Annotated in this window: 21 protein-coding genes; 16 read left to right on the top strand and 5 right to left on the bottom strand. The window is 58.0% G+C overall.

Annotation, left to right across the window (positions count from 1 at the left end; genetic code table 11):
- Positions 1-146: 146 nt before the first annotated feature.
- The 4 genes from BLM14_RS13520 to glyS all read left to right on the top strand — a co-directional run bounded on the left by BLM14_RS13520 (position 147) and on the right by glyS (position 6,448).
- Positions 147-1,163, top strand: a complete 1,017-nt coding sequence (locus BLM14_RS13520; protein WP_099999832.1) for a polyprenyl synthetase family protein — start codon at positions 147-149, stop codon at positions 1,161-1,163.
- A gap of 149 nt (positions 1,164-1,312) precedes the next feature.
- On the top strand, positions 1,313-3,115 hold the full coding sequence (locus BLM14_RS13515; protein WP_099999831.1) for a tetratricopeptide repeat protein: 1,803 nt from the start codon (positions 1,313-1,315) through the stop codon (positions 3,113-3,115).
- Between the two features lie 103 nt (positions 3,116-3,218).
- On the top strand, positions 3,219-4,154 hold the full coding sequence (locus BLM14_RS13510; RefSeq protein ID WP_418314232.1) for a glycine--tRNA ligase subunit alpha: 936 nt from the start codon (positions 3,219-3,221) through the stop codon (positions 4,152-4,154).
- A complete protein-coding gene (gene glyS, locus BLM14_RS13505; protein ID WP_099999829.1) occupies positions 4,154-6,448 on the top strand; it encodes a glycine--tRNA ligase subunit beta in 2,295 nt (764 codons plus the stop codon). Before BLM14_RS13510 ends, glyS begins: the two co-directional genes overlap by 1 nt.
- 31 nt (positions 6,449-6,479) lie before the next feature.
- Here the strand turns inward: glyS and BLM14_RS13500 are convergent, their stop codons facing one another.
- Positions 6,480-6,863 (bottom strand): hypothetical protein, encoded by a 384-nt coding sequence (locus tag BLM14_RS13500; protein ID WP_099999828.1) that lies wholly within the window; start codon positions 6,861-6,863, stop codon positions 6,480-6,482.
- Between the two features lie 170 nt (positions 6,864-7,033).
- Between BLM14_RS13500 and BLM14_RS13495 the strand changes: the two genes are divergently transcribed.
- The 3 genes from BLM14_RS13495 (at position 7,034) to BLM14_RS13485 (ending at position 10,231) form a co-directional block, all read left to right on the top strand.
- Complete coding sequence (locus BLM14_RS13495; protein WP_099999827.1) at positions 7,034-8,023, top strand: L-threonylcarbamoyladenylate synthase; 990 nt, start codon at positions 7,034-7,036, stop codon at positions 8,021-8,023.
- A complete protein-coding gene (locus BLM14_RS13490) occupies positions 8,020-9,435 on the top strand; it encodes an FAD-binding oxidoreductase (protein ID WP_099999826.1) in 1,416 nt (471 codons plus the stop codon). Before BLM14_RS13495 ends, BLM14_RS13490 begins: the two co-directional genes overlap by 4 nt.
- Before the next feature lie 223 nt (positions 9,436-9,658).
- A complete protein-coding gene (locus tag BLM14_RS13485) occupies positions 9,659-10,231 on the top strand; it encodes a DUF6101 family protein (RefSeq protein WP_099999825.1) in 573 nt (190 codons plus the stop codon).
- 794 nt (positions 10,232-11,025) lie between these two features.
- Here the strand turns inward: BLM14_RS13485 and ubiA are convergent.
- Entirely contained in the window at positions 11,026-12,021 is a 996-nt protein-coding gene (ubiA, locus tag BLM14_RS13480; protein WP_099999824.1) for a 4-hydroxybenzoate octaprenyltransferase, read from the bottom strand.
- Positions 12,022-12,163: 142 nt separating this feature from the next.
- On the opposite strand from ubiA, the gene purD reads away from it, so the two are divergent.
- Positions 12,164-13,450 (top strand): phosphoribosylamine--glycine ligase, encoded by a 1,287-nt coding sequence (gene purD / locus BLM14_RS13475; RefSeq protein ID WP_099999823.1) that lies wholly within the window; start codon positions 12,164-12,166, stop codon positions 13,448-13,450.
- Here purD and BLM14_RS13470 read toward each other — a convergent pair.
- The gene (locus tag BLM14_RS13470) at positions 13,445-14,596 is read right to left on the bottom strand and encodes a glycoside hydrolase family 25 protein (protein ID WP_099999822.1); all 1,152 of its coding nucleotides are present in this window, start codon (positions 14,594-14,596) and stop codon (positions 13,445-13,447) included. The genes purD and BLM14_RS13470 overlap by 6 nt on opposite strands.
- Before the next feature lie 245 nt (positions 14,597-14,841).
- Here BLM14_RS13470 and BLM14_RS13465 point away from each other — a divergent pair, with 245 nt between their 5' ends.
- Together BLM14_RS13465 and BLM14_RS13460 are read left to right on the top strand one after the other, a co-directional pair.
- Entirely contained in the window at positions 14,842-16,617 is a 1,776-nt protein-coding gene (locus BLM14_RS13465) for an acyl-CoA dehydrogenase family protein (protein WP_099999821.1), read from the top strand.
- 10 nt (positions 16,618-16,627) lie between these two features.
- Positions 16,628-17,380: a crotonase/enoyl-CoA hydratase family protein gene (locus BLM14_RS13460; RefSeq protein ID WP_099999820.1), complete on the top strand. Its 753-nt coding sequence runs from the start codon at positions 16,628-16,630 to the stop codon at positions 17,378-17,380.
- A 6-nt stretch (positions 17,381-17,386) separates the two neighbouring features.
- On the opposite strand, the gene pdxH is transcribed toward BLM14_RS13460, so the two are convergent.
- Positions 17,387-17,998: a pyridoxamine 5'-phosphate oxidase gene (gene pdxH / locus BLM14_RS13455; RefSeq protein ID WP_099999819.1), complete on the bottom strand. Its 612-nt coding sequence runs from the start codon at positions 17,996-17,998 to the stop codon at positions 17,387-17,389.
- Positions 17,999-18,168: 170 nt separating this feature from the next.
- On the opposite strand from pdxH, the gene BLM14_RS13450 reads away from it, so the two are divergent.
- The 4 genes from BLM14_RS13450 (at position 18,169) to BLM14_RS13435 (ending at position 21,085) form a co-directional block, all read left to right on the top strand.
- Positions 18,169-18,519: an RT0821/Lpp0805 family surface protein gene (locus BLM14_RS13450; protein WP_099999818.1), complete on the top strand. Its 351-nt coding sequence runs from the start codon at positions 18,169-18,171 to the stop codon at positions 18,517-18,519.
- A gap of 124 nt (positions 18,520-18,643) precedes the next feature.
- The gene (locus tag BLM14_RS13445; RefSeq protein ID WP_099999817.1) at positions 18,644-19,570 is read left to right on the top strand and encodes a DnaJ C-terminal domain-containing protein; all 927 of its coding nucleotides are present in this window, start codon (positions 18,644-18,646) and stop codon (positions 19,568-19,570) included.
- A 91-nt stretch (positions 19,571-19,661) separates the two neighbouring features.
- Entirely contained in the window at positions 19,662-20,480 is an 819-nt protein-coding gene (gene fabI, locus BLM14_RS13440; RefSeq protein ID WP_099999816.1) for an enoyl-ACP reductase FabI, read from the top strand.
- Positions 20,481-20,494: 14 nt separating this feature from the next.
- Positions 20,495-21,085 (top strand): histidine phosphatase family protein, encoded by a 591-nt coding sequence (locus BLM14_RS13435; protein ID WP_100001310.1) that lies wholly within the window; start codon positions 20,495-20,497, stop codon positions 21,083-21,085.
- A gap of 15 nt (positions 21,086-21,100) precedes the next feature.
- On the opposite strand, the gene BLM14_RS13430 is transcribed toward BLM14_RS13435, so the two are convergent.
- A complete protein-coding gene (locus tag BLM14_RS13430; protein WP_099999815.1) occupies positions 21,101-21,355 on the bottom strand; it encodes a DUF1344 domain-containing protein in 255 nt (84 codons plus the stop codon).
- Between the two features lie 168 nt (positions 21,356-21,523).
- Between BLM14_RS13430 and aroC the strand changes: the two genes are divergently transcribed.
- Entirely contained in the window at positions 21,524-22,618 is a 1,095-nt protein-coding gene (aroC, locus tag BLM14_RS13425; RefSeq protein WP_099999814.1) for a chorismate synthase, read from the top strand.
- A gap of 16 nt (positions 22,619-22,634) precedes the next feature.
- On the top strand, positions 22,635-23,738 hold the full coding sequence (ribB, locus tag BLM14_RS13420) for a 3,4-dihydroxy-2-butanone-4-phosphate synthase (RefSeq protein WP_099999813.1): 1,104 nt from the start codon (positions 22,635-22,637) through the stop codon (positions 23,736-23,738).
- The last annotated feature ends 92 nt before the right edge of the window (positions 23,739-23,830 follow it).

Raw genomic sequence — 23,830 nt, 5'->3', positions numbered from 1 at the left:
ATAGAGCAAAACGCCTTGGCTTGGTCATGGGCCTTATCACGAATTTGTAAGCCTTGCTATTTTTGCGCGCCAATTCGCCGCTTGCGGGTTATAGGCTGTCAAAATAAGGTGTCGCCGCATCATGCCAGAACCGTAGGAGTTTCGTTTTGGGCGTCGTTGTCAGTCTTGACGATAAGAAAAACAATACCGGATCGGTTCAACCACTGATCGATCTGACGAAGGCGGATATGGGCCGTGTCAACGAGCTGATCCTGTCGAAAGCCGGATCTGACGTCGAGATGATTCCGGAAGTTGCCAACCATCTGATCTCGTCAGGTGGCAAGCGGTTGCGCCCGATGATTACCCTCGCAGCGGCTCGCATGTTCGGTTACCGGGGCGATGGGCACGTCAAGCTCGCAACCAGCGTCGAGTTCATGCACACGGCTACATTGCTGCACGATGATGTGGTCGACGAGAGCGATCTGCGCCGCGGAAAGAGCACTGCACGCATGATCTGGGGCAATCAGGCCAGCGTTCTTGTCGGGGACTTCCTCCTCGGTCAGGCCTTCAAGATGATGGTGGATGTCGGTTCTCTCGAAGCTCTCGATGTGCTTGCGACATCGGCGTCGGTCATTGCCGAAGGCGAGGTCATGCAGCTTGCTGCCGCGAAGAATCTCGAAACCACCGAGGATGAATATCTTGCCGTGATCAAGGCCAAGACGGCGGCGCTTTTCTCTGCAGCAGCCGAAGTCGGCCCCATTATCGCATCCGCGTCGCGGACGGACCGCCAGGCACTGCGCTCCTATGGACTCAATCTCGGTCTCGCCTTCCAGCTTGTTGACGATGCCCTGGATTATGGCGGCAATGCCAAGGATCTGGGCAAGAACACCGGCGATGATTTCCGCGAGGGAAAAATCACCCTCCCGGTCGTATTGACCTACCGGCGCGGCACGTCGGAAGAGCGGCTTTTCTGGCGCGATGCGCTGGAAAACGGCGCGAACGACGACAAGGGATTGGAAAAAGCCAAAGGATTGATGACGCGTTATGGCGCACTTGGTGATACAATACAGCGCGCGCGGCATTTTGGCGGTATCGCCAGGGACGCATTGGCACCGCTCGATAAATCACCGCAAAAGGACGCACTTCTCGAAGTGATCGATTTTTGCATCAGCCGCGTCAATTGATGCGCACTCGCGTGAGCGCGCTTGCAGGCGTAGCGTAGCCGGCATCCGAATCTTTCAATGATCTTGAGAGAAAACCGTAAAAAGGCCATGGTTTCCCTGAGGATTCGGACGATCATTTCAAATTGGGACAGTGAAGAAGGGTTTTTGACATGCAGCGCAGTAAATTGCTTGGCTCCGTTATGGGCGCAACACTCGCTGCCTTTGTCGTCGGCGCAGGTCCGGTATCCGCCGCAACCGGCAATACGCCTGCCTTGAATGCCGGTACCTTATCCGGAGCCTTTTTATCCGCGCGCACCGCTGAGCGCAGCAATGATTTTGCCAGCGCCATCTCCTTTTACCGGCAAGCGCTGGCTTATGATCCGAAAAACACCGAGCTGCGTCAAAGCCTGCTTCTGGTTCTCTTGACCGACGGTCAGTTCAAGCAGGCACTGCCGATCGCGGAAGAACTCAAGGCTGTTCCGGAAATCGAACGGTTTTCGCGCCTGGCGCTCGGTATCGATGCGCTCAACAGGAAGCAATATCAGAAGGTCAACACCCTGATGATGCTGTCGCTCCAGTCCGACCTGGATCGCATGATCACTGGATTGATTTCCGCCTGGGCCAAGGCCGGAGCTGGCAAGCCGAATGAAGCCTTGTCCATGATTGACAAGTTGCAGGGGCCTGAAGGCTTTACGCTGTTCAAGGTCTATAATTCCGCATTGATCGCGGATATGGCAGGGCAGAGGGACAAGGCTGCGGCTTTCTACCAAAGTGCGCTCGATGACAAGGCCAATGTGGCTGCCGCTCCCGATACCTATGAACGCCTCGTTGAAGCCTATGCGTCGTTCAAGGTCCGGTCAGGCGACCGCGAAGGGGCGCAGGCACTGGTCAAGGAGGCAACCGACGTGCTTTCGGGCCGCATGGTCCTTGTCGAGTTCGGCAAGCAGATCGCGAATGCCAAGACCGTCAAGCCCTTGATACAGACGTCGCAACAGGGCGCTGCCGAAGTACTCTACACGCTTGCCACGGCCATCAATCGCAATGGCGGTGAGGCATTCTCCAAACTCTATCTGCAGATGTCCTTGCCGCTTCGTCCCGATCACGATGCGACTCTCTATCAGCTCGGCGATATCAGCGCGAAACTGGAGCAGCCGGACAAGGCCATCGACTTTTTCGGCCGTATCTCCGACGATTCCGCCTATCGCCGCGACGCCGAAACGCAGCTCGCAATCAATTTGGCGATCCTGAAGCGCAATGATGAGGCAATCCAGCACCTCGACGGCCTGCTCGCGAGTGATCCTGAGGATATGCGTACCTATCTGGCGATTGGCAGCATCTACTCTCAGGATAAGGACTACAGGAAAGCGGCCGATACCTATGACAAGGCTGTCGCTTCCCTCGAGGCACCGACCCGCAACGACTGGACGATCTTCTATCAGCGCGGGATTTCCTATGAACGTCTGAAGGAATGGGACAAGGCCGAGCCGAATTTCCTCAAGGCGCTCGAGCTCTACCCGAACCAGCCTCAGGTGTTGAACTATCTCGGCTATTCCTGGATCGACATGAACATCAAGCTCGAACAGGGTCTTGATCTGATCAAGAAGGCCGTCGAAGCGCGACCGCAGGACGGTTATATCGTCGATTCCCTCGGCTGGGCCTATTATCGCCTCGGCCGCTATGACGAGGCTGTCACCCAGCTTGAGCAGGCCGTGAAGCTGCGGGCGGAGGATGCCACGATCAACGATCATCTTGGCGATGCGTACTGGCGGGCTGGCCGCAAGCTGGAAGCAACGTTCCAGTGGGCGCATGCGCGCGATTCGAAGCCCGAGCCGGAAGACCTGATCAAGATCGAAGCCAAGTTGAAAAACGGGCTTCCCGATGAAAAGGAGCCGGGTGTCGCCAAGAATGGCGTCGATGCGCCGAAGCCGCCCGTCGAACCTGCACCTGTACCAGCTCCTGACAAGAAGGGCTGATTTCCTCCTTTTGCTTGACCGGCCAGATTGCACGTCTTAGGACGTGCACTCCATTCCTTCTCGTCAAAAAGGCCGTCCGGTGTCCGTTCCACTCCCCGATCATATGCAGCCGACCCGCTCGTTTCAGGGTCTCATTCTGACGCTTCATAATTATTGGGCCCAGCATGGCTGCGTGATCCTGCAGCCCTACGACATGGAAGTTGGCGCCGGTACGTTCCATCCAGCAACCACATTGCGCTCGCTCGGACCAAAGCCCTGGAAGGCGGCCTATGTGCAGCCATCACGCCGCCCGAAGGACGGGCGCTACGGCGAGAACCCGAACCGGCTGCAGCATTACTACCAGTACCAGGTGATCATGAAGCCATCGCCAGCCAATCTGCAGGAGCTCTATCTTGGCTCGCTGCGCGCGATCGGTCTCGACCCGCTGATGCACGATATCCGCTTTGTCGAGGATGACTGGGAAAGCCCGACGCTGGGTGCCTGGGGCCTCGGCTGGGAGTGCTGGTGCGACGGCATGGAAGTCTCGCAGTTCACCTATTTCCAGCAGGTCTGCGGCATCGAATGTGCCCCGGTTTCCGGCGAGCTTACCTATGGCCTGGAACGCCTCGCCATGTATGTGCAGGGCGTCGACAATGTCTATGATCTGAACTTCAACGGTCTCGAAGGCGACGAAAAAGTCACTTATGGCGACGTGTTCCTGCAGGCTGAGCAGGAATATTCGCGCCATAATTTCGAACACGCCAATACCGCCACCTTGCTGCGGCATTTCGAGGACGCAGAGGCCGAATGCGAGGCACTCTTGCGCGCCGGCGCACCGAAGGAAGGTGACAACAGCCCGCTGCACAAGATGGTGCTGCCTGCCTACGACCAATGCATCAAGGCTTCGCACGCTTTCAATCTTCTCGATGCGCGCGGCGTTATCTCGGTGACCGAACGGCAGAGCTATATCCTGCGGGTTCGCAATCTTGCCCGGCAATGCGGTGAGGCCTTCCTGTTGACGGAAGCCGGTGGTGCAAACTTCAGAAGCGAGTCCGTATAATGCCTGATCTTTTGCTCGAACTCCGCTCGGAGGAAATTCCCGCACGCATGCAGCGCAAGGCTGCGGGCGACTTGAAGAAGCTCGTGACCGATGGTCTTGTTGAGGCCGGCCTGACCTATGAGGCCGCAGGCGATTACTGGACGCCGCGCCGCCTTACTCTCGATATTCGTGGACTGACGGCCCGCTCCAAGGACGTGCACGAGGATCGCAAGGGCCCAAGCGTGAACGCGCCCGAACAGGCCATTGCAGGCTTTCTACGTTCCGCGGGCCTCGCTGATATCTCCGAGGCGCATGTTCATACTGATCCGAAGAAGGGTGATTTCTATGTCGCCCACCTGACCAAGCCCGGCCGCGGCGCCGAGGAAATCATCGCCGAACTGATGCCGAAGATTATCCGCGAATTTCCCTGGCCGAAATCCATGCGCTGGGGCGCTGCGTCCTCGAAGCCCGGCAGCCTGCGCTGGGTGCGGCCGCTGCAATCGATTGTCTGCACGTTCGGTCCCGAAACCGAAGAGCCGGTTGTCATCGATTTCGAGATCGACGGTTTGCGCGCAGGCAATGTCACCTATGGCCATCGCTTCTTGAGCGACGGTCAGCCGATCACGGTTCGCCGCTTTGACGACTATGTGGCGAAGCTTGAAAAGGCCAAGGTTGTTCTCGACGCGGATCGCCGCAAGGAAATGATCCTCTCCGACGCCCAGAATATTGCCTTCGCATCCGGTCTTGAGCTGGTCGAAGACGAAGGGCTCCTGGAAGAGGTATCAGGACTGGTCGAGTGGCCTGTGGTGCTGATGGGTGAGTTCGAGGAGGAATTCCTCGCGATCCCGCCGGAAGTCGTTCGCCTTACCATCAAGACCAACCAGAAATGCTTCGTCACGCGCAATGCGGGCGAGAGCGACAGGCTGTCGAACAAGTTTATTCTCGTATCCAATATCCAGGCGACCGATGGCGGCCGCGAGATCGCCTATGGCAATGGCAAGGTGGTTCGCGCACGCTTGTCCGATGCGCTCTACTTCTGGAACACTGACCAGCACGACCTGCCGGATATGCACACGCTTGCGCCGGCCGCGATCAAGTTTGACCTCGACCTGAAAAAGCCGCTGGACCAGCGCATGGCACGGCTCGATGCGTTGAATGTCACCTTCCATGCCAAGCTTGGGACACAGGGCGAACGCGTGACCCGTATCAGGGCGCTCGCTCGTGACATTGCCCCATTTGTGGGCGCCGATCCTGCATTGGCTATGCGGGCTGCTGTATTGGCCAAGGCGGATCTCACGACGGAAATCGTCGGCGAGTTTCCGGAATTGCAAGGCGGCATGGGGCGCAAATATGCACTGCTGCAGAAGGAAAATCCTTCCGTAGCTGCTGCCATAGAGGAACATTACAAGCCGCAGGGTCCGTCCGACTTCGTGCCAAGCGATCCGGTTTCCGTTGCCGTTGCGCTTGCAGACAAGCTCGATACGCTTGTCGGCTTCTGGTCCATCGATGAAAAGCCGACAGGCTCGAAGGATCCCTTTGCCCTGCGGCGCGCCGCCCTTGGCGTCATTCGCCTGCTGCTGTCCAGTGATTGGAAAATCGAACTGCTGCCATTGTTTCAATCAGCGTTCATTCAGATGCGCGAAGAAAAGATCGAGCAACGCATCGAACATTTCGAGGAAGACCAGAAGGCACAGGATTCTGGCGATGTGGATGGCGAGGAGGACGTCACTAACGCTATCGCGGGCTTCGAGAAACGCATTCGTGGCCAGCTCTCCGAACGGTCCCAGCCCATTCTCCTCGACCTGCTCGGCTTCTTCCATGAGCGTATGAAAGTGCACCTGCGCGAACTCGGTGCGCGCCATGATCTCATCGACGCGGTCCTCACGGAAGGCGCCGACAATCTGCTGCTGATCGCGCGCCGCGTGGAAGCGCTGGTCGTGTTCCTCAATACGGAAGACGGCAAGAACCTTCTGGCCGGCACCAAGCGTGCCGCCAATATCCTGAGCGCTGAAGAGAAGAAGGGCACGGTTGTCACTGAGACGGTCGATGCCGGGCTTTTCAGTCTGGATGAGGAAAAGCAGTTGCACGCTGCGATGAATCAAGCTGAGAGCCAGGCCGCGCAAGCGATTCAAAAGGAAGACTTTTCCGGCGCCATGGTCGCACTTAGCGTGTTGCGTGAACCAGTTGATTCATTCTTTGAGAAAGTGCTGGTTAACGACGAGAACACGGACATCCGCGCCAATCGGCTGGCACTGCTTTCGCGCATTCGCACGGCGACAAGCACTGTTGCGGACTTTTCGAAAATCGTTGGATAATAAGCGGATAGGCGCGTCTCTTCGCGCCTGTCTATTGCACGCCTGCTCGAAGCGGCGTTGCGGCTACATCGGCAATGGCCTTTTCGGGCGTGGGTTCGACAGCAGGGACCAGTGGTGCGGCGTTGGCGGCGATCAGCGAGTTGGAACCCGGGGTCTCATTGCCCTGCAGACGCGCCATATATTGGCGTGAACGTTCGCGCCGCGCCGCATAGGCCGCAAGACGTGCGGCCTCTTCGGCGCGTTGAACGAGACAGGGTGTGCAGATCGGATTGCCGTTCGCATCGAAACTGTCATAGCCGACATAGGAGACCGAATTCGGCTTTGCCGATGATCCCATCATCACGATGGAATCCCCCGCATAAGCGGATGCTGTGAGCAGCGCTATGGCAGTCGCGGCAATGATCTGGCGAAGCATGACAATCAATCCCCGTTCGTTTCTTGCCTCACTCCTAACAGCGATTCATTGCCAAGCCTTATTCCGGAACGATTCAATTTTAATCATGACCTCATTCGGTGTGTTCATCAGCCGATGCTTGCAGCAGACCGTTCCCATCGTGTAGGCAGTGCGCATTACTGGAGATTTCCTTGGCCCGGATCATAGGAACAGATGAGCAGGCAATTCGGACGGCAGCCACTGCGCTCGCCGGGGGAAAGCTTGTCGCCATCCCCACCGAGACAGTCTATGGACTTGCCGCCGACGCCACCAATGGAGATGCCGTCGCCGGCATTTTCGAGGCGAAGGGCCGGCCGCATTTCAATCCACTGATCTGCCATGTCTGCGACATCGCCATGGCGGAACGCTATGCCGTCATCGATCTTCTCTCGCGGAGGCTGATGGATGCCTTCTGGCCGGGGCCTCTCACACTCGTACTGCCTTTGAAACCGGACACGGCTATTCATCCTCTGGTCGCGGCGGGTCTTGATACGATAGCGCTGCGCATGCCGCGCGGCGTTGCGGGAAAGATCATCGCCGCGCTGGACCGGCCGCTGGCCGCCCCCAGCGCCAACACATCCGGCAAGATCAGTGGAACGAGCGCCGAAGCGGTTGCCGATGATCTTGGCTCGAAGATTGCGCTGATCCTCGACGCGGGTCCATCCGAGGTCGGGCTGGAATCAACAATCGTCAAAGTCGATAGTGCTGAAGTGCTGCTGCTCCGGCCCGGCGGGCTCGCCGCGGAAGAAATAGAAGCCCTCATCGGTGACAAGCTCAAACGCATCGACCAGCGCTCTGCCATCGAAGCGCCTGGCATGATGGCTTCGCACTATGCGCCGGCGGCGGGCGTGCGGCTCAATGTGCATGAGGTGCGGGAAGGGGAGGCACTGCTTGCCTTCGGCCCTGTGCGCGCCAGTGGTGCCCATCTGGCCGCGGCAAGTCTCAATCTCAGCGAGGCCGGTAATCTGCGCGAAGCCGCCGCCAACCTCTTCGATTATATGAAACGCCTCGACCGCCTCGGCAGTGCGGTGATCGCGGTAGAGCCGATCCCCTTCAACGGACTTGGCGAAGCCATCAATGACCGGCTTGTCCGTGCTGCCGCGCCGCGGATACCCTCGATGACTGTGGAACAGATAAAATGACCCTGACGCCAGAACTTGTAGAGCGTTTTGTTGCGATTGTCGGTGACAGACACGCGCTGCGCGATCCGAACGACATCGAACCCTATCTGATCGAGCCGCGTGAGAAATTCGGCGGCAGGACATCACTGGTCCTGCGGCCTGCAGAAGTCGAAGAAGTATCGGCCATACTCAAATTGGCGACGCAAACCGGCACGGCAATCGTCCCGCAAGGTGGAAATACAGGTCTTGTTGGTGGTCAGATGCCGGATGAAAGCGGTCAGCAGGTCATTCTGTCCCTGTCGCGCCTGAACAGGATCCGCTCCATCGACCCGGCTGGCAATCTCGCCATCGTCGAGGCAGGCGTTGTGTTGAAGACGCTGCAGGAAGCCGCCGAGAAAGAAGGCAGGTTGTTTCCGCTGTCCCTCGGCTCGGAAGGCTCCTGCCAGATTGGCGGCAATCTCTCCTCCAACGCGGGTGGAACGGCGGTTCTTGCCTATGGCAACACCCGTGAGCTCTGTCTTGGTGTCGAGGTCGTCCTGCCCACGGGTGAAGTGCTCAACGATCTGCGTTATGTCAAGAAAGACAATACCGGTTACGACCTGAAGGATCTGTTCGTCGGCGCGGAAGGCACGCTGGGGGTCATCACCGCCGCGGTGATGAAGCTTTTCCCTCTGCCGAAGGGCAAAGGCGTTGCCTATGCCGGGCTCGCCAGTCCGGAAGATGCACTGAAACTCCTCGGCCTTGCCCAGAGCCATGCCGGCCCGTCGCTCACCGGTTTCGAGCTCATGCCGCGCATCGGCGTGGAATTTTCCGTCGCCCATACCGACGGCGTGCGCGATCCGCTGCAGGAACGGCACAATTGGTATGTCCTCATCGATATTTCCTCGTCGCGGTCCGCCGAAGATGCCCGGGAAACCATCGAGGCAATCCTGACCGAGGCCTTCGAGGCAGGTCTCGTTGAAGATGCGACCATTGCGGAAAGCACGGCCCAGGAGCAATCCTTCTGGCATATGCGCGAGGCCATGTCGCATGCGCAACGGCCGGAAGGCGGTTCGATCAAGCACGATATTTCCGTGCCGGTCGCGCGAATACCGGAATTCATCGCGGAGGCCGACGCGGCCGTGTTGGACCTCATCCCCGGCGCACGCATCGTTTCCTTCGGCCACATGGGCGACGGCAATTTGCACTACAACATTTCCCAGCCTGTCGGTGCCGACAAGGAGGCTTTTCTTGCCCGCTGGGTCGAGGTCAACAAGCGGGTTCATGACATTGTCCGCTCTTATAAGGGCTCGATCTCGGCCGAGCACGGTATAGGCCAGTTGAAGCGCAAGGAGCTTTCGGAAACGAAATCGCCCGTGGCACTGGATCTGATGCGCCGGATCAAGACATCGTTCGATCCCGCAGGCATCATGAATCCGGGAAAAGTGATCTGAAATTCTCAATCCTTTGTTCATGCCTCTTACCAAAAGCTTGGGGCCGGTGGGGTTTCGATAACCATTCCATCTAATCAGAAAGAGTTAACCCAGTTCGTTAAGCGGGATTGGGAAAGTTGGCGCCTATTGTTTCCCCATACGAGACCAGAAAATGGTCCGCTCTACAGGGAAATACAAAGAGAAGACCGGAAAACCGGCTCTCAGGATCGACAGAAGGCGTCACATGAAGAAAACCGGAGCCAAGCCGGTTTGGGCAGGTCGGGAATTCCGGCTTGACCCATTCCATCTACCCCAGACGGTCACCTATGCCACGCGCGACGACCGTGCCGACATCACCTTCACGCTGCACGAACGGGGTGCAGTGGTGAAGCGGTTGCTGCCGGCAAGCCATTTGCCTGTCTCGCTCGCATTGCCTGCCTGCGCCTTCCTCGGCGTAACAGCACGTGCGACGGAAGACGAGATCGGTGACATTACGGTAACGCTGGAACTCATGCATACGGATCCGCATCTGTCGGTGCCGTTGCTGGTCGCACACGACCTTAATGATATTGCTGCCGATTGGCGCGCCTGGTCATCGCTGTTCAAACTGCCGATGATGCTCGTCGAGGAAGACGGTGTCGCGCGGCAGCTCGATCAGAGCGTGGGGCCGGTTGCTGTTTCAACACCAAAGGAGCGCCGTCAGGGCCACGAACCGCGTCGCCGCCGTCCGCGCTTCCTTGCCCGCCGCAAGATGGGCGATCTTGGCCTGCGGCTGGTGATCGGCGGCGAGGAGATTATTGCGCAGGGCGCGAAGTAGGGTCGCTCTTATCTCGGGGTCACGCCCGTCCCGCGGACCCAGACTGGCGCGATTTTCCCGACCCTCCCCCTTGTGGGGAGGGAGGCTGCGTAGCAGCAGGGAGGGGTATTCCTTAGAAGTTTGGCGCGCGCCTAAGTTGCAAGACCCCGCCCCGGACCTGCGGGTCCGACCCTCCCCACAAGGGGGAGGGTAAAGACCTCGGCGCGTGTCTTCGCTGGTATGTCTGGCTGGAAATGTCCCAGGCTGGTTGCGACGTTGCCACCTCCCACCTCCCCCTTTGATGGGGGAGGTTGCAGCGGAGCTGCGGGTGGGGGTGGGACAGTCATTCCGAAAAAAATCCCGCCAACTTATCCACCCCCTTCAAACCTCGTTTATCCTATTCCCGTCCTTTCCATGGGGAGCTGCTTCCGGAGCCGTTCGAAAGTGGGGGAGGACGGCGTGTCGATGTGCGGGCAACGGACCCGGGCATTGGCCGACCTGTTCGTCTTCGGAGGTCAATCTGCCTGACACACAGATATTGCCTGCGTTGTTGATGCCGACGCCAATTGTGCGGACACTGCACCGACGGCGACGATGGGCCCGGACTCCAGGCGCTCATCCACTCGCCCCGCGGAACAGGCAGAAGCCGGCCGGCAGGGGGAAAACGTCAGCGGGCGGTCTTCGGATCGCATTATACTTCTACAAAGACGCGCTTCGATGACCGCCCGTCTTTCCCACCACCATTCAATGGCCAGACGCAAAAGCGGGCGTGGCAAGGGCAAGCCACACCCTGTTCTTTGACATGGGTTATGGGTCTAGAAGAGTGGCTTGACGACGGTCCACAGCCCGCCAAACACCAGGCCAAGGAAGATCAGCCAGCCGACGATGGTATTCGACTTGAACAGGCGCAGGCATTCGGTCGGGTTGTCAATGTCGAGCGTCATGATCTGGCGGTACATATGCGCGCCTGCAGCCAGCAGCCCCGCCACGGCTGGCATCGGCACTTCGGCAACGGCAAATGCCCCGAGGAACAGGCCCAGCGCGCCGCCGTAGAGAACCATCAGCGCTTCGCGTGTGCGGCTGCCAAACAGCCTGGCTGTGGAATGTACGCCAACCAGCGCGTCATCCTCCTTGTCCTGATGGGCATAGATCGTGTCATAGCCGATCACCCACAGGATCGATCCCGCATAAAGCAGGACAGCTGGCCAGTCGAGCGAGCCGAAATGTGCCGACCAACCGACAAGCGCACCCCAGGAAAAGGCAAGGCCAAGAACGAGTTGCGGCCAATTGGTGATTCGCTTCATGAAGGGATAAATGGCAACAATGACCAGCGATCCGATGGCAAGGACGATGGTGAAGAGGTTGAACTGGACGACAACCGCCAGCCCTACCAGTGCTTGCAGGACCAGAAAGATCTTCGCTTGTTTGCGGGTCACCTGACCGGAGGGAAGCGGACGCGAGCGGGTACGGGCAACCTTGTTGTCGATGTCCTCATCGGCAAGATCATTATAGGTGCAGCCCGCGCCGCGCATGGCGATGGCGCCAATCAGAAACAGGATCAGGTGATAGGGTGAGGGCAGCACCGACCAAAGTGGTGTGCCGACCTTTGCACCTGCACTCGCCGCAAGCGCAGTCGCCCACCAGCACGGCCACAGCAGGAGCCACCAGCCGATGGGCCGGTCCCAGCGTGCCAGCTGTGCATAAGGCCAGAGCCAGTTCGGCAAGGTGCGATAGACCCAATGGCCCGACGGCGCATCGAAAACGCGGCCACGGGCTTCCGTTGACTGGATGATGTCTTTTTCTGATGTCATGGTTTGACCTTGGTCAGCGGTCTACGCCGCAGTCAAGGACTATACGCCGTTTTTCAGGGCAAATTTGCGATTGCGTGCTTGACCCTTGCGCGTCAAGGCCATACCGACACGGCAAATCTTCTAGAATAGCGGAGCAATCTCGATGAATGTCTTGCTGATAGGTTCCGGTGGCCGTGAACACGCGCTGGCATGGAAGATCGCAGCTTCGCCGGTGCTGGCCAAACTCTATTGCGCGCCCGGTAATCCGGGTATCGCCAGCGTTGCCGAATGTGTCGCACTCGATCCCGCCAAGCATGGGGAGATCGTTGCGTTCTGCAAGGAGAATGCCATCGACTTCGTGGTCGTTGGCCCGGAGGCGCCGCTGGTTGCCGGGATCGCCGATGATCTGCGGGCCGCGGGCATCTCGGTATTTGGACCATCCAAGGCGGCAGCACGGCTGGAGGGTTCCAAGGGCTTCACCAAGGATCTGTGCGCCCGCTTCAACATTCCGACCGGTGCTTACCAGCGCTTCACCCAGGCCGAAGCGGCCAAGGCCTATATCCGGCAACAGGGTGCGCCGATCGTGGTCAAGGCCGATGGACTTGCGGCCGGCAAGGGTGTCGTCGTTGCGTTTAAGGTTCAGGAAGCGCTCGACGCTGTGGACGCTTGTTTCGACGGAGCATTCGGTGGTGCCGGCGCCGAGGTTGTGGTGGAAGAATATCTGGATGGTGAAGAGGCCAGCTTCTTCTGCCTGTGCGATGGCAAGACGGCACTGCCATTCGGTACTGCGCAGGATCACAAGCGCGTCGGCGATGGCGATACGGGAGCGAACACCGGCGGCATGGGCGCCTATTCGCCCGCTCCTGTGATGACGCAGGACATCATCGACTGCACCATGCGGGAACTGATCGAGCCGACCATGCGCGGCATGGCGGAAATCGGTGCGCCCTTCAGTGGCGTGCTGTTTGCAGGTCTGATGATCACCAAGGATGGTCCCAAGCTCATCGAGTACAACACGCGATTTGGCGATCCGGAGACGCAAGTGCTGATGCTGCGCTTGAAGGACGACGTCCTGTTGTTGCTGAAGGCCGCTGCCGATGGGGCGCTGGACCAGATGTCCGTCAGGTGGAATGACGATCCTGCGCTCACGGTGGTCATGGCCGCCAGAGGTTATCCGGCGGCGCCGGAAAAAGGCAGCGTGATCAGAGGCGTCGACGCGGCCGCTGAAAATGAAGCAGTCGAGATATTTCACGCCGGGACAGCAACAAAGAATGGCGAGCTTGTCGCCAATGGCGGCCGGGTGTTGAATGTGACGGCGAGCGGCAAGACCGTTCAGGAAGCGCAAGATGCCGCCTATGCCGCAATAGCCAGGATCGATTGGCCGGAAGGCTTTTACCGGCACGATATTGGCTGGCGGGCGATTGCCCGTGAAAAGGGCGATGCCCTATAGGAACGGCGTCAGGGCCGGGTAGCGGATGTGGTCTGTTGCATCCGCAGCAAGACCAACCTTGTCCAAACATGCCGTAGACATGCCAAGAAACAGATGGTCATTGAAATGATCGGTCTGGCGAGCAATGGATTCGCTCAACGCAGCCGACAGCGCATCAATAGTCAGTGTCCTGACGCGGAATCGGCCCATCGGCTGTAGCAACACGGAAGCCGTCATCGTCCCGTCGACCGCTGGCTTGCCTGAGGGACTGCCAGCGCGCAAAGGCTCAGCCGACGCTACCAGTACATTGGGCTGGTTGACTGGTTTTGTGTCGGGTTTTGGCAGATCATCGGGCGGTATGGCTTTGACAAGCTCACCGAAAGGCCAAGCTCTCCTCAGTTCTGGTACCGTCATGTCGGCGATATTGACGTCGATGTCGCGGTTCGTCCCGGGCGGGCGATAGGGACAGCGCTGCCTGCTGCAATTGCTCTGGGATGTGAATTGCCAGAGCGCATAGTCCTGCCAGTTGCCCTTGGGGAAATGCGGCGCAATGTCCGATTCATAACGCGCATACCAGAGCGGCAAGCGCGAGAGGATCGGAAACTCCAGCCGGTGATCGGCAATGTATTTGGCTGTGATGCCATTCGTATAGAGCACCGGATAACGCCCGGCGCGGAATTTGACGTGTTCGGCAAAAATCTCCGCGTCACGGAGCGACATGAATTTATCGGGGTCGTTGTTCTCGATGTCGATCGCGATCAGTTCATCAGCGGTCGGCTCGGTATAGTCGATGAAGTGATTGGCCTGCTCGATCGGATTGCCCGGGCGTCCGAGGTGATAGGCGCCCCATTTCAGGCCGAGTGCTTTGGCGAGGGCTCGGCGCGTCTGGTATAGCTCGCGGGAGACGGAATAGTTGCGCCATATGCGCTTGCACAATTCCTGCTGCATCGCATCCCTGATGCGCGTGCAGTGATAATTGGCGGGCATTCCATCCGAGCCTTTGTGGATAAAGCCGGCGACCCGCCCGTCCTTGACGATTTCCGCGAGATTGAAGGAGTTGTGCTCATATCCATCCAGAACGATTGCGCGTTCCTTGTTTGACCAGGGTGTCTGGAACTCCGAGTCCGCATACGTCGGCCCGCCAGAAAGCAGGGCGGCAATGATCATAGCAAAAGCACGTACTCGGCTCGTCAAATAGGATGTCCCCTCGCGATCAAGTCTCCAAACCCCACATTACGGGAAGATGGTCGCTGCATCGCGGTTAATATACCGTTAGTCACCGTTAAATGCGCTTGTTTTTGTCGGAAGGGTGAATATCTTACGTTTACGTAAAAATCCACTTGCCTTGAACGCCCTCGCGGTTGCAATGTGCCGCCCGCAACAAGCATCACCGGATGAGGAGACCGTGATCCATGTACCGCGCGCCCGTAGAAGAAATCGCCCACACTCTGAAGAAAGTCGCCGGACTGGATAATGCCATTGCGCAAGGCCGTTTTGGAGATCTATCGGACGATCTCGTGGACGCAATTCTTGAAGAAGCCGGAAAGTTTGCTTCGACACATGTCGCACCACTGCTGGAAATTGGCGACAAACATGGCACGCCTCTCAAGGACGCCGAGGTTACGATGCCGCCCGGCTGGAAAGACGTTTACCAGGAATGGATTTCCAGCGGCTGGAATGCCTTGACCGGGAAAGAGGAATTTGGCGGGCAGGGCCTGCCGATGATGCTGGCCATTGCAACCTTCGAGATGTGGAACTCGGGTTCGATGGCGTTCGGCATTGGTCCGACACTGACACTCGGCGCCATCGAGGCGCTCGAAGCCCACGCAACCGATGACCTGAAGCAAACCTATCTGCCAAAGCTTGTTTCAGGCGAGTGGATGGGAACGATGAACCTGACCGAACCGCAGGCGGGCTCCGATGTCGGTGCCTTGCGGACCAGGGCAGAGCGGGCCGAGGACGGTACGTACCGGATTTTCGGCAGCAAGATATTCATCACTTACGGCGAGCATGACCTGACGGAGAATATCATTCACATGGTCCTGGCGAGGTTGCCCGACGCTCCGGCCGGTACCAAGGGCATCTCGCTGTTTTTGGTGCCGAAGTTCCTCGTTAATGCAGATGGCTCTCTCGGCGCGCGCAATGACGTCTTCTGCAGCGGCGTCGAGCACAAGATGGGCATCCATGGCTCGCCCACCTGCACGATGATCTATGGCGATGGTTTCGCCAAGGGCCGGGACCCCGGCGCCCTCGGTTGGTTGATTGGTGAGGAAAATCGGGGTCTCGCCTGCATGTTTACGATGATGAACAATGCACGTCTTGCGGTCGGTATTCAGGGCGTGGCCGTGGCCGAAGCTGCCTATCAGAAGTCCCTTGCCTATGCGAAGGAGCGCCGTCAGATGCGCGCGCCAGGCTGGACGGGTGAGGGGATGAGCCCGATCGTCGAGCATCCGGATGTGCAGCGCAATCTGCTGACGATGAAGGGGCTGACCGGAGCTGCCCGTTCCATCGCCTACGCCTGCGCCCATGCGCTTGACATGGCAAAGACCGGCACAGGCGATGATGCCCGTCATTGGGCCGATCGCGCCAATCTGCTGACGCCCGTCGCCAAGGCGTTCTCGACCGATATTGGCGTCGATGTCGCCTCGATCGGCATCCAGGTCCATGGCGGTATGGGATTCATAGAGGAAACGGGCGCAGCGCAGTTTCTCCGCGATGCACGCATTGCGCCGATCTATGAGGGCACCAACGGCATCCAGGCAATTGATCTCGTCCAGCGCAAATTGCCACTGGACGGTGGTGAGCATATCAAGGCGTATATCGCTGAACTGCGCGCCGTGGCGGAGGCCGTCACTGCCTCGAACAGCGCCGACTTCGGAGATACGGGCGAACGCCTTCAGGCCGGGCTGGATGATCTGGAGTCAACCAGCGTGTGGCTGCAGCAGGCACTTGCCAAGGGTGAAATCAGCGAGGCCTATGCGGGCGCCACGCCCTATCTGCGCCTCTTTGGTCTTGCCTCCGGCGCAACGTATCTCGCGAAGGGCGCGCTGGGCGGAGAAAACGCCGGGCGCACGGCTCTGGCTCGGTTCTTTGCCGAAAACCTCCTGTCGGAAACCAGTGCCTTGAAAGATCGTGTCATTCATGGCGCGGCCAGCTTGCTTGGCGCTCGTTCGGCCCTCGCTTCATAAAGGGAAACCCATGTCAGACCATATTCAAATCGAGCGCCAAGGTGCTGTTCAGACCATTCGCATAAACCGGCCGGACAAGAAGAACGCTCTTACCCGCGCCATGTATGCGGCGATGACCAAGGCGATTGTCGATGGTGATTCCGACGCGTCTGTTCGCGCTCATGTTTTCTTCGGCGTGCCGGGAGCGTTTTCATCCGGCAATGATCTGCAGGATTTCATGGCTTTCGCCACAACCGGCACTATGGGCAGCGAAGTCATTGATTTCCTGATCGCTCTGGTCAACGCGAAAAAGCCGCTTCTCGCTGGCGTGGACGGCCTTGCGATCGGCGTCGGCACAACGATCCATTTCCACTGCGATCTGACGTTTGCAACGCCGCAATCGTTCTTCAAGACACCTTTCGTCGATCTTGGCTTGGTGCCAGAAGCTGGATCGAGCCTGCTCGGGCCAGCTCTGATGGGCCATCAAAGGGCCTTTGCATTCCTGGCGATGGGCGATGGCTTGAACGCAGTCGAGGCCAAGGAAGCCGGTCTCGTTTACAAGCTGGTCGAAACCGAAGAGCTCGAAAGCACCGTGTTGAGAGTGGCTAGCGAAATCGCTGCAAAGCCGCCCGAAGCCATGCGAATATCGCGCGATCTTCTGCGCATGCCGCGAGAAGAGGTCGTCGAGCGTATCAAACTGGAAGCGAAGCATTTTGCCGAACGCCTCCAGTCGGAAGAGGCGCGCAACGCCTTGATGGCTTTTCTCACGCGCAAGAAAGGCTGATTGGGTTCAAGGATAGAGCCGCGTCTTGTCCCAATCGCCTTCGGGCGTGTCGCGACTGAAAACCATCCGGTCATGCAGGCGGAATGGCCGGTCGTGCCAGAATTCAATCGAGGTCGGACGAATACGAAATCCTGACCAATACGCCGGACGCGGGATTTCGCCAATCGCATAGCGAGCGGTATATTCGGCCACGGCCTTCTCCAGGGCAAAGCGGCTTTCAAGAGGACGCGATTGTTTAGAAGCCCAGGCACCGATGCGGCTTCCACGAGGACGCGTTGCATAGTAGGCATCGGCTTCTTCGTTGCTGACGACCTCTACGGGTCCACGGATGCGCACTTGACGGCGAAGTGTTTTCCAGTGAAAGCACATGGCAGCCTTCATCGAACCAAGAATTTCGCGGCCCTTTTGGCTTTCGAAATTTGTATAGAAAACAAAGCCTTGGCTATCAAATCCCTTGAGAAGAACCATGCGAACATCCGGCAAGCCATCTTCATCGACCGTTGCCAGCGCGACAGCGTTGGGATCATTTGGCTCGGTTTTCGTTGCGTCAGCCAGCCATTCATCGAAGAGCGCAAACGGTTCGGATTTTTCCGTGAAGTCATCTGTTGTTAACTTCATTTAATCCATAGTCCCATAGTCATTTCGGATTGACCTTGTTAAAGAGAGATATGTGTTTGGCGTTTCCACAATCTGATAGCAAGAAATTTGGTGCAAAAAAACAGGATAGGTGCGGGCCTTGTCTGGGCTTCGCCGCCGCCGTTTCCCTATGCTTGTTGTCCGGCTGCGCCATGAAGGGTTTCAGCATTGAGAGAGCGGTTCCCGATCAAGCAACTGTTACGGGATCGGTCGCCCCGGCACAACCTGTTGACAGCAAGGGTTCGTCGGATCAAACGACGGTGCGCAACATCGTTTCAGCGCTGAATTTCACGCAATGGGGCAACAAGCCGGTTCCGTGGTCAAATCCTGAAACTGGCAGCCAGGGAACGATCACGACCATTGCCGAGAAGAAAGATGACGCTGGTCTTTGCCGTGAATTCCAGACTTCGCGCGAATCATTCGATGGCGTCATGCTCTACAAGGGCGAGACCTGCATGCAGAATGGCGGGCAATGGACATTGAAATCCTTCGCGCCAATGTAAGCGAGCAAAATCTGTGCCATTCTTCTGTTTTTTGCTTCAAATCTCTGGAATTTCTTCCTATTCATAAACATATAGCTGCGGAACAATCCCAAGTTGTCTCGCTCTTGCGAGGAAAGGCAGACACATGCGCGATCCCTATACCGTGCTGGGCGTCGCCAAGACGGCGAAGCCTGAAGAAATAAAATCGGCGTTTCGCAAGCTCGCCAAAAAATATCATCCGGATCAGAATCAGGATGACCCGAAGGCGCAGGCAAATTTTTCCGAGATCAATCAGGCCTACGAAATCGTCGGTGACAAGGAACGCCGTGGCCAGTTTGACCGCGGCGAGATCGACGCTGAAGGCAAGCAGCGCGCGCCGCACGGCTTTGAAGGTTTTTCGGGAGCAGGGGGCGATCCTTTTGCCGGGTTTGGCGGCGGGCGCCAACGTGCCGGTGGTTTTGAGTTCCGTACTGCCGGTAACCAGGGCTTCGGTGCCGACGACATATTGAGCAGCCTGTTTGGAGAGACTGCCGGAATGGGGGGCGGCTTTGGCGGCGCGCGCCGTGCCGGACCTCGGAAAGGCACTGATCTGCAGGCAACGATAGACATTACTCTCGAACAGGCAGCTGGGGCTGAAAAGGTCGAAGCTGTCTTCCCGAATGGCAAGAGGCTGGCAATCAAATTGCCGACGCATGTCGAAAATGGTCAAACGATTCGGTTGAAGGGGCAGGGAGAAGCGATTCCCGGCGGCACTCCGGGCGACGCATTGGTCACGATCCGCTTCAAACCGCATCCCAAATTTCGCGTCGAGGGAAGGGATCTTCATATCGAACTTCCGGTTTCGCTGCATGATGCCGCTCTCGGATCACGCCAGGAAGTCGAGACGCTCCGCGGCCGTGTTGCGGTTAAAGTACCGCCCTGGACCAGCTCTGACCGCGTTTTAAGGCTGAAAGGCAAAGGTTTACCCAAGAAACCGGATGGCCACGGCGATCTGTTCGCGCACGTTCGCATCATGTTGCCGGAAAACGGCGATCCTGCGCTGGAAGCATTCTTACGCGACACCAGCCACTGAAAATCCAAAACGACATTGACAGTGTGCTTGAAGCCCGGCGCGGGCTGTGCGATACCGCACATCAATCATAAGTCTCATGAAGGGTTGGTATATGACCGCCAAAACTGGTTTGATGCAAGGTAAACGCGGCCTCATTATGGGCGTTGCCAATAATCGGTCGATCGCCTGGGGTATTGCCAAGGCAGCGCACGATGCCGGTGCCGAACTTGCATTCACCTATCAGGGCGATGCATTGAAAAAGCGTGTCGAGCCGCTTGCGCAGGAACTCGGCGCATTTTTGTGCGGCCACTGCGATGTTTCGGATGCGTCGACCATCGACGCTTGCTTTGCCGCACTCGAAAAGGAATGGGGCAAGCTCGATTTTCTCGTACATGCCATCGGTTTTTCCGACAAGGATGAACTGACCGGTCGCTATGTCGATACGTCGGAAGCCAATTTCAGCAAGACCATGCTGATCTCGGTGTTCTCCCTCACCGCCGTGGCCAAGCGAGCCGAAAAACTCATGACGAACGGCGGTTCTATTCTGACACTGACCTATTATGGCGCGGAAAAGGTCATGCCGAATTACAACGTCATGGGTGTTGCCAAGGCCGCGCTTGAGGCAAGCGTGAAATATCTTGCTGTGGATCTTGGCCCGGATAATATCCGTGTCAACGCAATATCGGCCGGACCGATCAAAACCCTTGCGGCTTCCGGTATCGGTGATTTCCGCTACATTCTCAAATGGAATGAGTACAATGCGCCGTTGCGCCGTACCGTCACCATCGAGGAAGTCGGCGATGCGGGTCTCTATTTCCTCTCTGACCTGTCGCGTTCTGTCACCGGCGAGATACATCACGCTGATAGTGGTTATCATGTCGTTGGCATGAAGGCCGTGGACGCACCGGACATTTCTGTCGTCAAGGATTGAACTCCAAAGTGACCGTGCCTGACTCGTTGATCTACTTCTCGCGTCACGGCGAGACGGACTGGAACGTGACGGAACGGATCCAGGGCCAGGAAGATATTGATATCAATGCACGCGGCCGTGCCCAAGCCGACCGCAACGGCGATCTGATGAAATCATTGATCGGCGATGGCGCCGGCTTCGACTTCGTAGCCAGTCCTTTGCGCCGCACACGCGATACCATGGAGCGGATCAGGACGCGCATGGGTGTCGACCCAAAGGCCTATCACACCGATCCGCGGCTGATGGAGGTGAATTTCGGCGATTGGCAGGGATTCATGATTGAGGACATTGCCGCCAAGACGCCGGAACTGGTCGACGAACGGGCGAGGGACAAGTGGAACTTCGTACCTCCCGGGCCTACGGGCGAAAGCTATGCAATGCTGGGAGTGCGGGTGGCGAGCTGGCTGTCCGAGGTCAAGGGCCCTACCGTGTGTGTGACCCATGGCGGTTGTCTGCGAACGATATTCCAGCTCGTGAACGGGCTGGATGGCCATGACGCAGCGAACCTCGCTATAACCCAGGATCACATACTGCGCCTTGAAAACGGTCAGCTTACCTGGCTGTAGCGAGACTGAACGAGATCATTCCTGCGTTTCTTCAATATCAGTGATGAAACGCTCTTTGTTGACGACATCGAACATCAGCGTCACCTTCATACCCTCTTCGATAACGCTCAGATCAAATTCGCCCGGCAATTTGTAGACCTTGCCATCATCGAGCGTGATCGTCGAATTATCCGCATCGATGTTGGTAATCTTTCCCTGCGCATCGTCCGCAAGTGCTCCAACCGGGAAAAGGGAAGCGACGAACATGAATGTTGCTACGATAAAGCGCATTTGATTTCCTCTTTATATCAAATCTGTGTTCCGGTTAGCGCTGCAGTTAGAACGTTCATTTGTGGCAAAACAATTGCTTTTTTCGTCAGGGATGAAGGAATTTCAGCGGCGGGTTTGACCACAGGAGTAAACGCTCATAAAACCCCCTGACAAAAGTCGGATAGGTACATGTCGCACAATACTTTCGGTCATCTTTTTCGCGTCACCACCTGGGGTGAAAGCCACGGAATTGCGCTTGGATGCGTGGTGGACGGTTGCCCCCCGGGCATCTCCTTTACGGAAGCTGAAATCCAGGCCTATCTCGACAAGCGCAAGCCCGGCCAATCCAAATATACGACGCAGCGGCGCGAGCCCGATCAGGTGCGGGTCCTCTCCGGTGTGATGTTGCAAGATGATGGAGTCACGATGATCTCCACCGGAACGCCGATCTCTATGATGATAGAGAACACCGACCAGCGTTCGAAGGATTACGGCGACATAGCTCGCCAGTACCGTCCGGGTCACGCCGACTACACCTATGACGTCAAATATGGCATCCGCGACTATCGCGGTGGCGGCCGTTCGTCGGCACGCGAAACGGCTGCTCGCGTTGCCGCCGGTGCCATCGCCCGCAAGGTTGTACCCGGCCTTATCGTGCGAGGTGCTTTGGTCGGAATGGGAATTCACTCGATTGATCGCAGCCGATGGGATTGGGACGAGGTCAACAACAACCCGTTCTTTACCCCTGACGCGGGCTCGGTCGATACATTCGCCGCTTATTTGGATGGCATCCGCAAGGCGGGCTCGTCTATCGGCGCCATCATCGAAGTCGTTGCGGAAAACGTCCCCGCAGGCCTCGGTGCTCCAGTCTACGGAAAGCTCGACCAGGACATAGCCAGCTATCTCATGTCGATCAACGCCGTGAAGGGCGTGGAGATCGGGGACGGGTTTGAGACGGCCAAGCTTACCGGCGAGGAAAACGCCGATGAAATGCGCATGGGCAATGATGGCAAGCCGATCTTCCTGTCCAACCATGCTGGCGGTATACTGGGCGGCATTTCCAGCGGCGCGCCGGTGGTAGCACGCTTTGCCGTCAAACCGACATCGTCGATCCTGACGCCGCGCCGCAGCATCGATGCCGATGGCAACCAGGTGGATGTGATGACCAAGGGCAGACATGATCCCTGTGTCGGCATTCGCGCCGTACCGATCGGCGAAGCCATGGTTGCTTGTGCCATTGCGGACCATTATCTCAGACATCGCGGCCAGACAGGCCGTATTTAAACAAGGGGCGGCTTCCATGGCTTATAATCAAAAACGGGTCGTCGATGCGCTGCGCGCCTTCGAACGTGGCGAGATCGTTGTCGTTATGGACGATGACGGCCGCGAGAATGAAGGCGACCTGATCGTCGCCGCGGTTCATTGCACGCCGGAAAAGATGGCGTTCATCGTGCGCCACACCTCAGGTATCGTCTGCACACCGATGCCGCGCGATCACGCGCGCCGGCTCAATCTTGCGCCGATGGTAGCGGACAATGACGCCCCGCATTCGACGGCCTTCACCGTGACTGTCGATTACAAGCACGGAACAACCACTGGCATTTCCGCCGATGACCGCACGCTGACGGTTCGTAATCTCGCCAACCCCAATTCGGGCGCCGCGGATTTCGTTCGGCCCGGTCATATTTTCCCGCTGGTTGCCCGAGAGGGCGGCGTTTTGATGCGTTCCGGCCATACGGAAGCGGCGGTTGACCTTTGCAAACTTGCAGGGCTGCCGCCCGTTGGTGTCATCTGCGAACTGGTCAACGACGATGGCTCGGTCATGCGTGGCCCGCAGGTAGCGAGCTTCGCAGAAACCCACAATCTGCAGCAGGTAACGGTGGCCGATCTTATCGCTTATCGTCAGCGCAAGGAGACGCTTATCGAACGTACCGGCGAGTATGAAATTGACACCTGTGCCGGTAAGGCCAAGGCGATTACCTACGCTCTCCCCTGGGAGCCAATGCATCACGCCGCTATTGTCTATGGCGATATTCGCGACGGCGAGGATGTGCCGGTACGTCTGCAGCGCGAGGACATCTTGAGCGACGTCTTCGGTGCCCGTAACACGCTCGACAGCATCATGAAACGCATCGCCGAAGAAAAGCGCGGCGTGATCGTTTACCTGCGCGAAGGCTCAGTGGGTGTTGGCCGTGACGATGACCGCAACCGCACAAACTTGCAGGATCGTGAAGCCCATGCGGAAGCCCGGGTGCGGGAAGAAGAGTGGCGGCAGATTGGTCTCGGCGCGCAAATACTGAAGGACCTCGGCATCACGTCGATCCGGCTGCTGTCGTCACGCGAGCGGCACTATGTCGGCCTGGAGGGCTTCGGCATCCAGATCACCAAGACCGATATTATCTGAGCACAGTGGCGCAGGCGCAATTTGCTGGCGCTGGTTGTCACATTCCGTCCATTTGCTCATCGAAATAGCAAGGAATGGTCGTTGTATTTGCT

Source organism: Phyllobacterium zundukense (assembly GCF_002764115.1).
GTDB classification, from domain to species: Bacteria; Pseudomonadota; Alphaproteobacteria; order Rhizobiales; family Rhizobiaceae; genus Phyllobacterium; species Phyllobacterium zundukense.
Note: the sequence above shows the minus strand (reverse complement) of the source record. Positions and strands in the feature narration are given on the sequence as shown.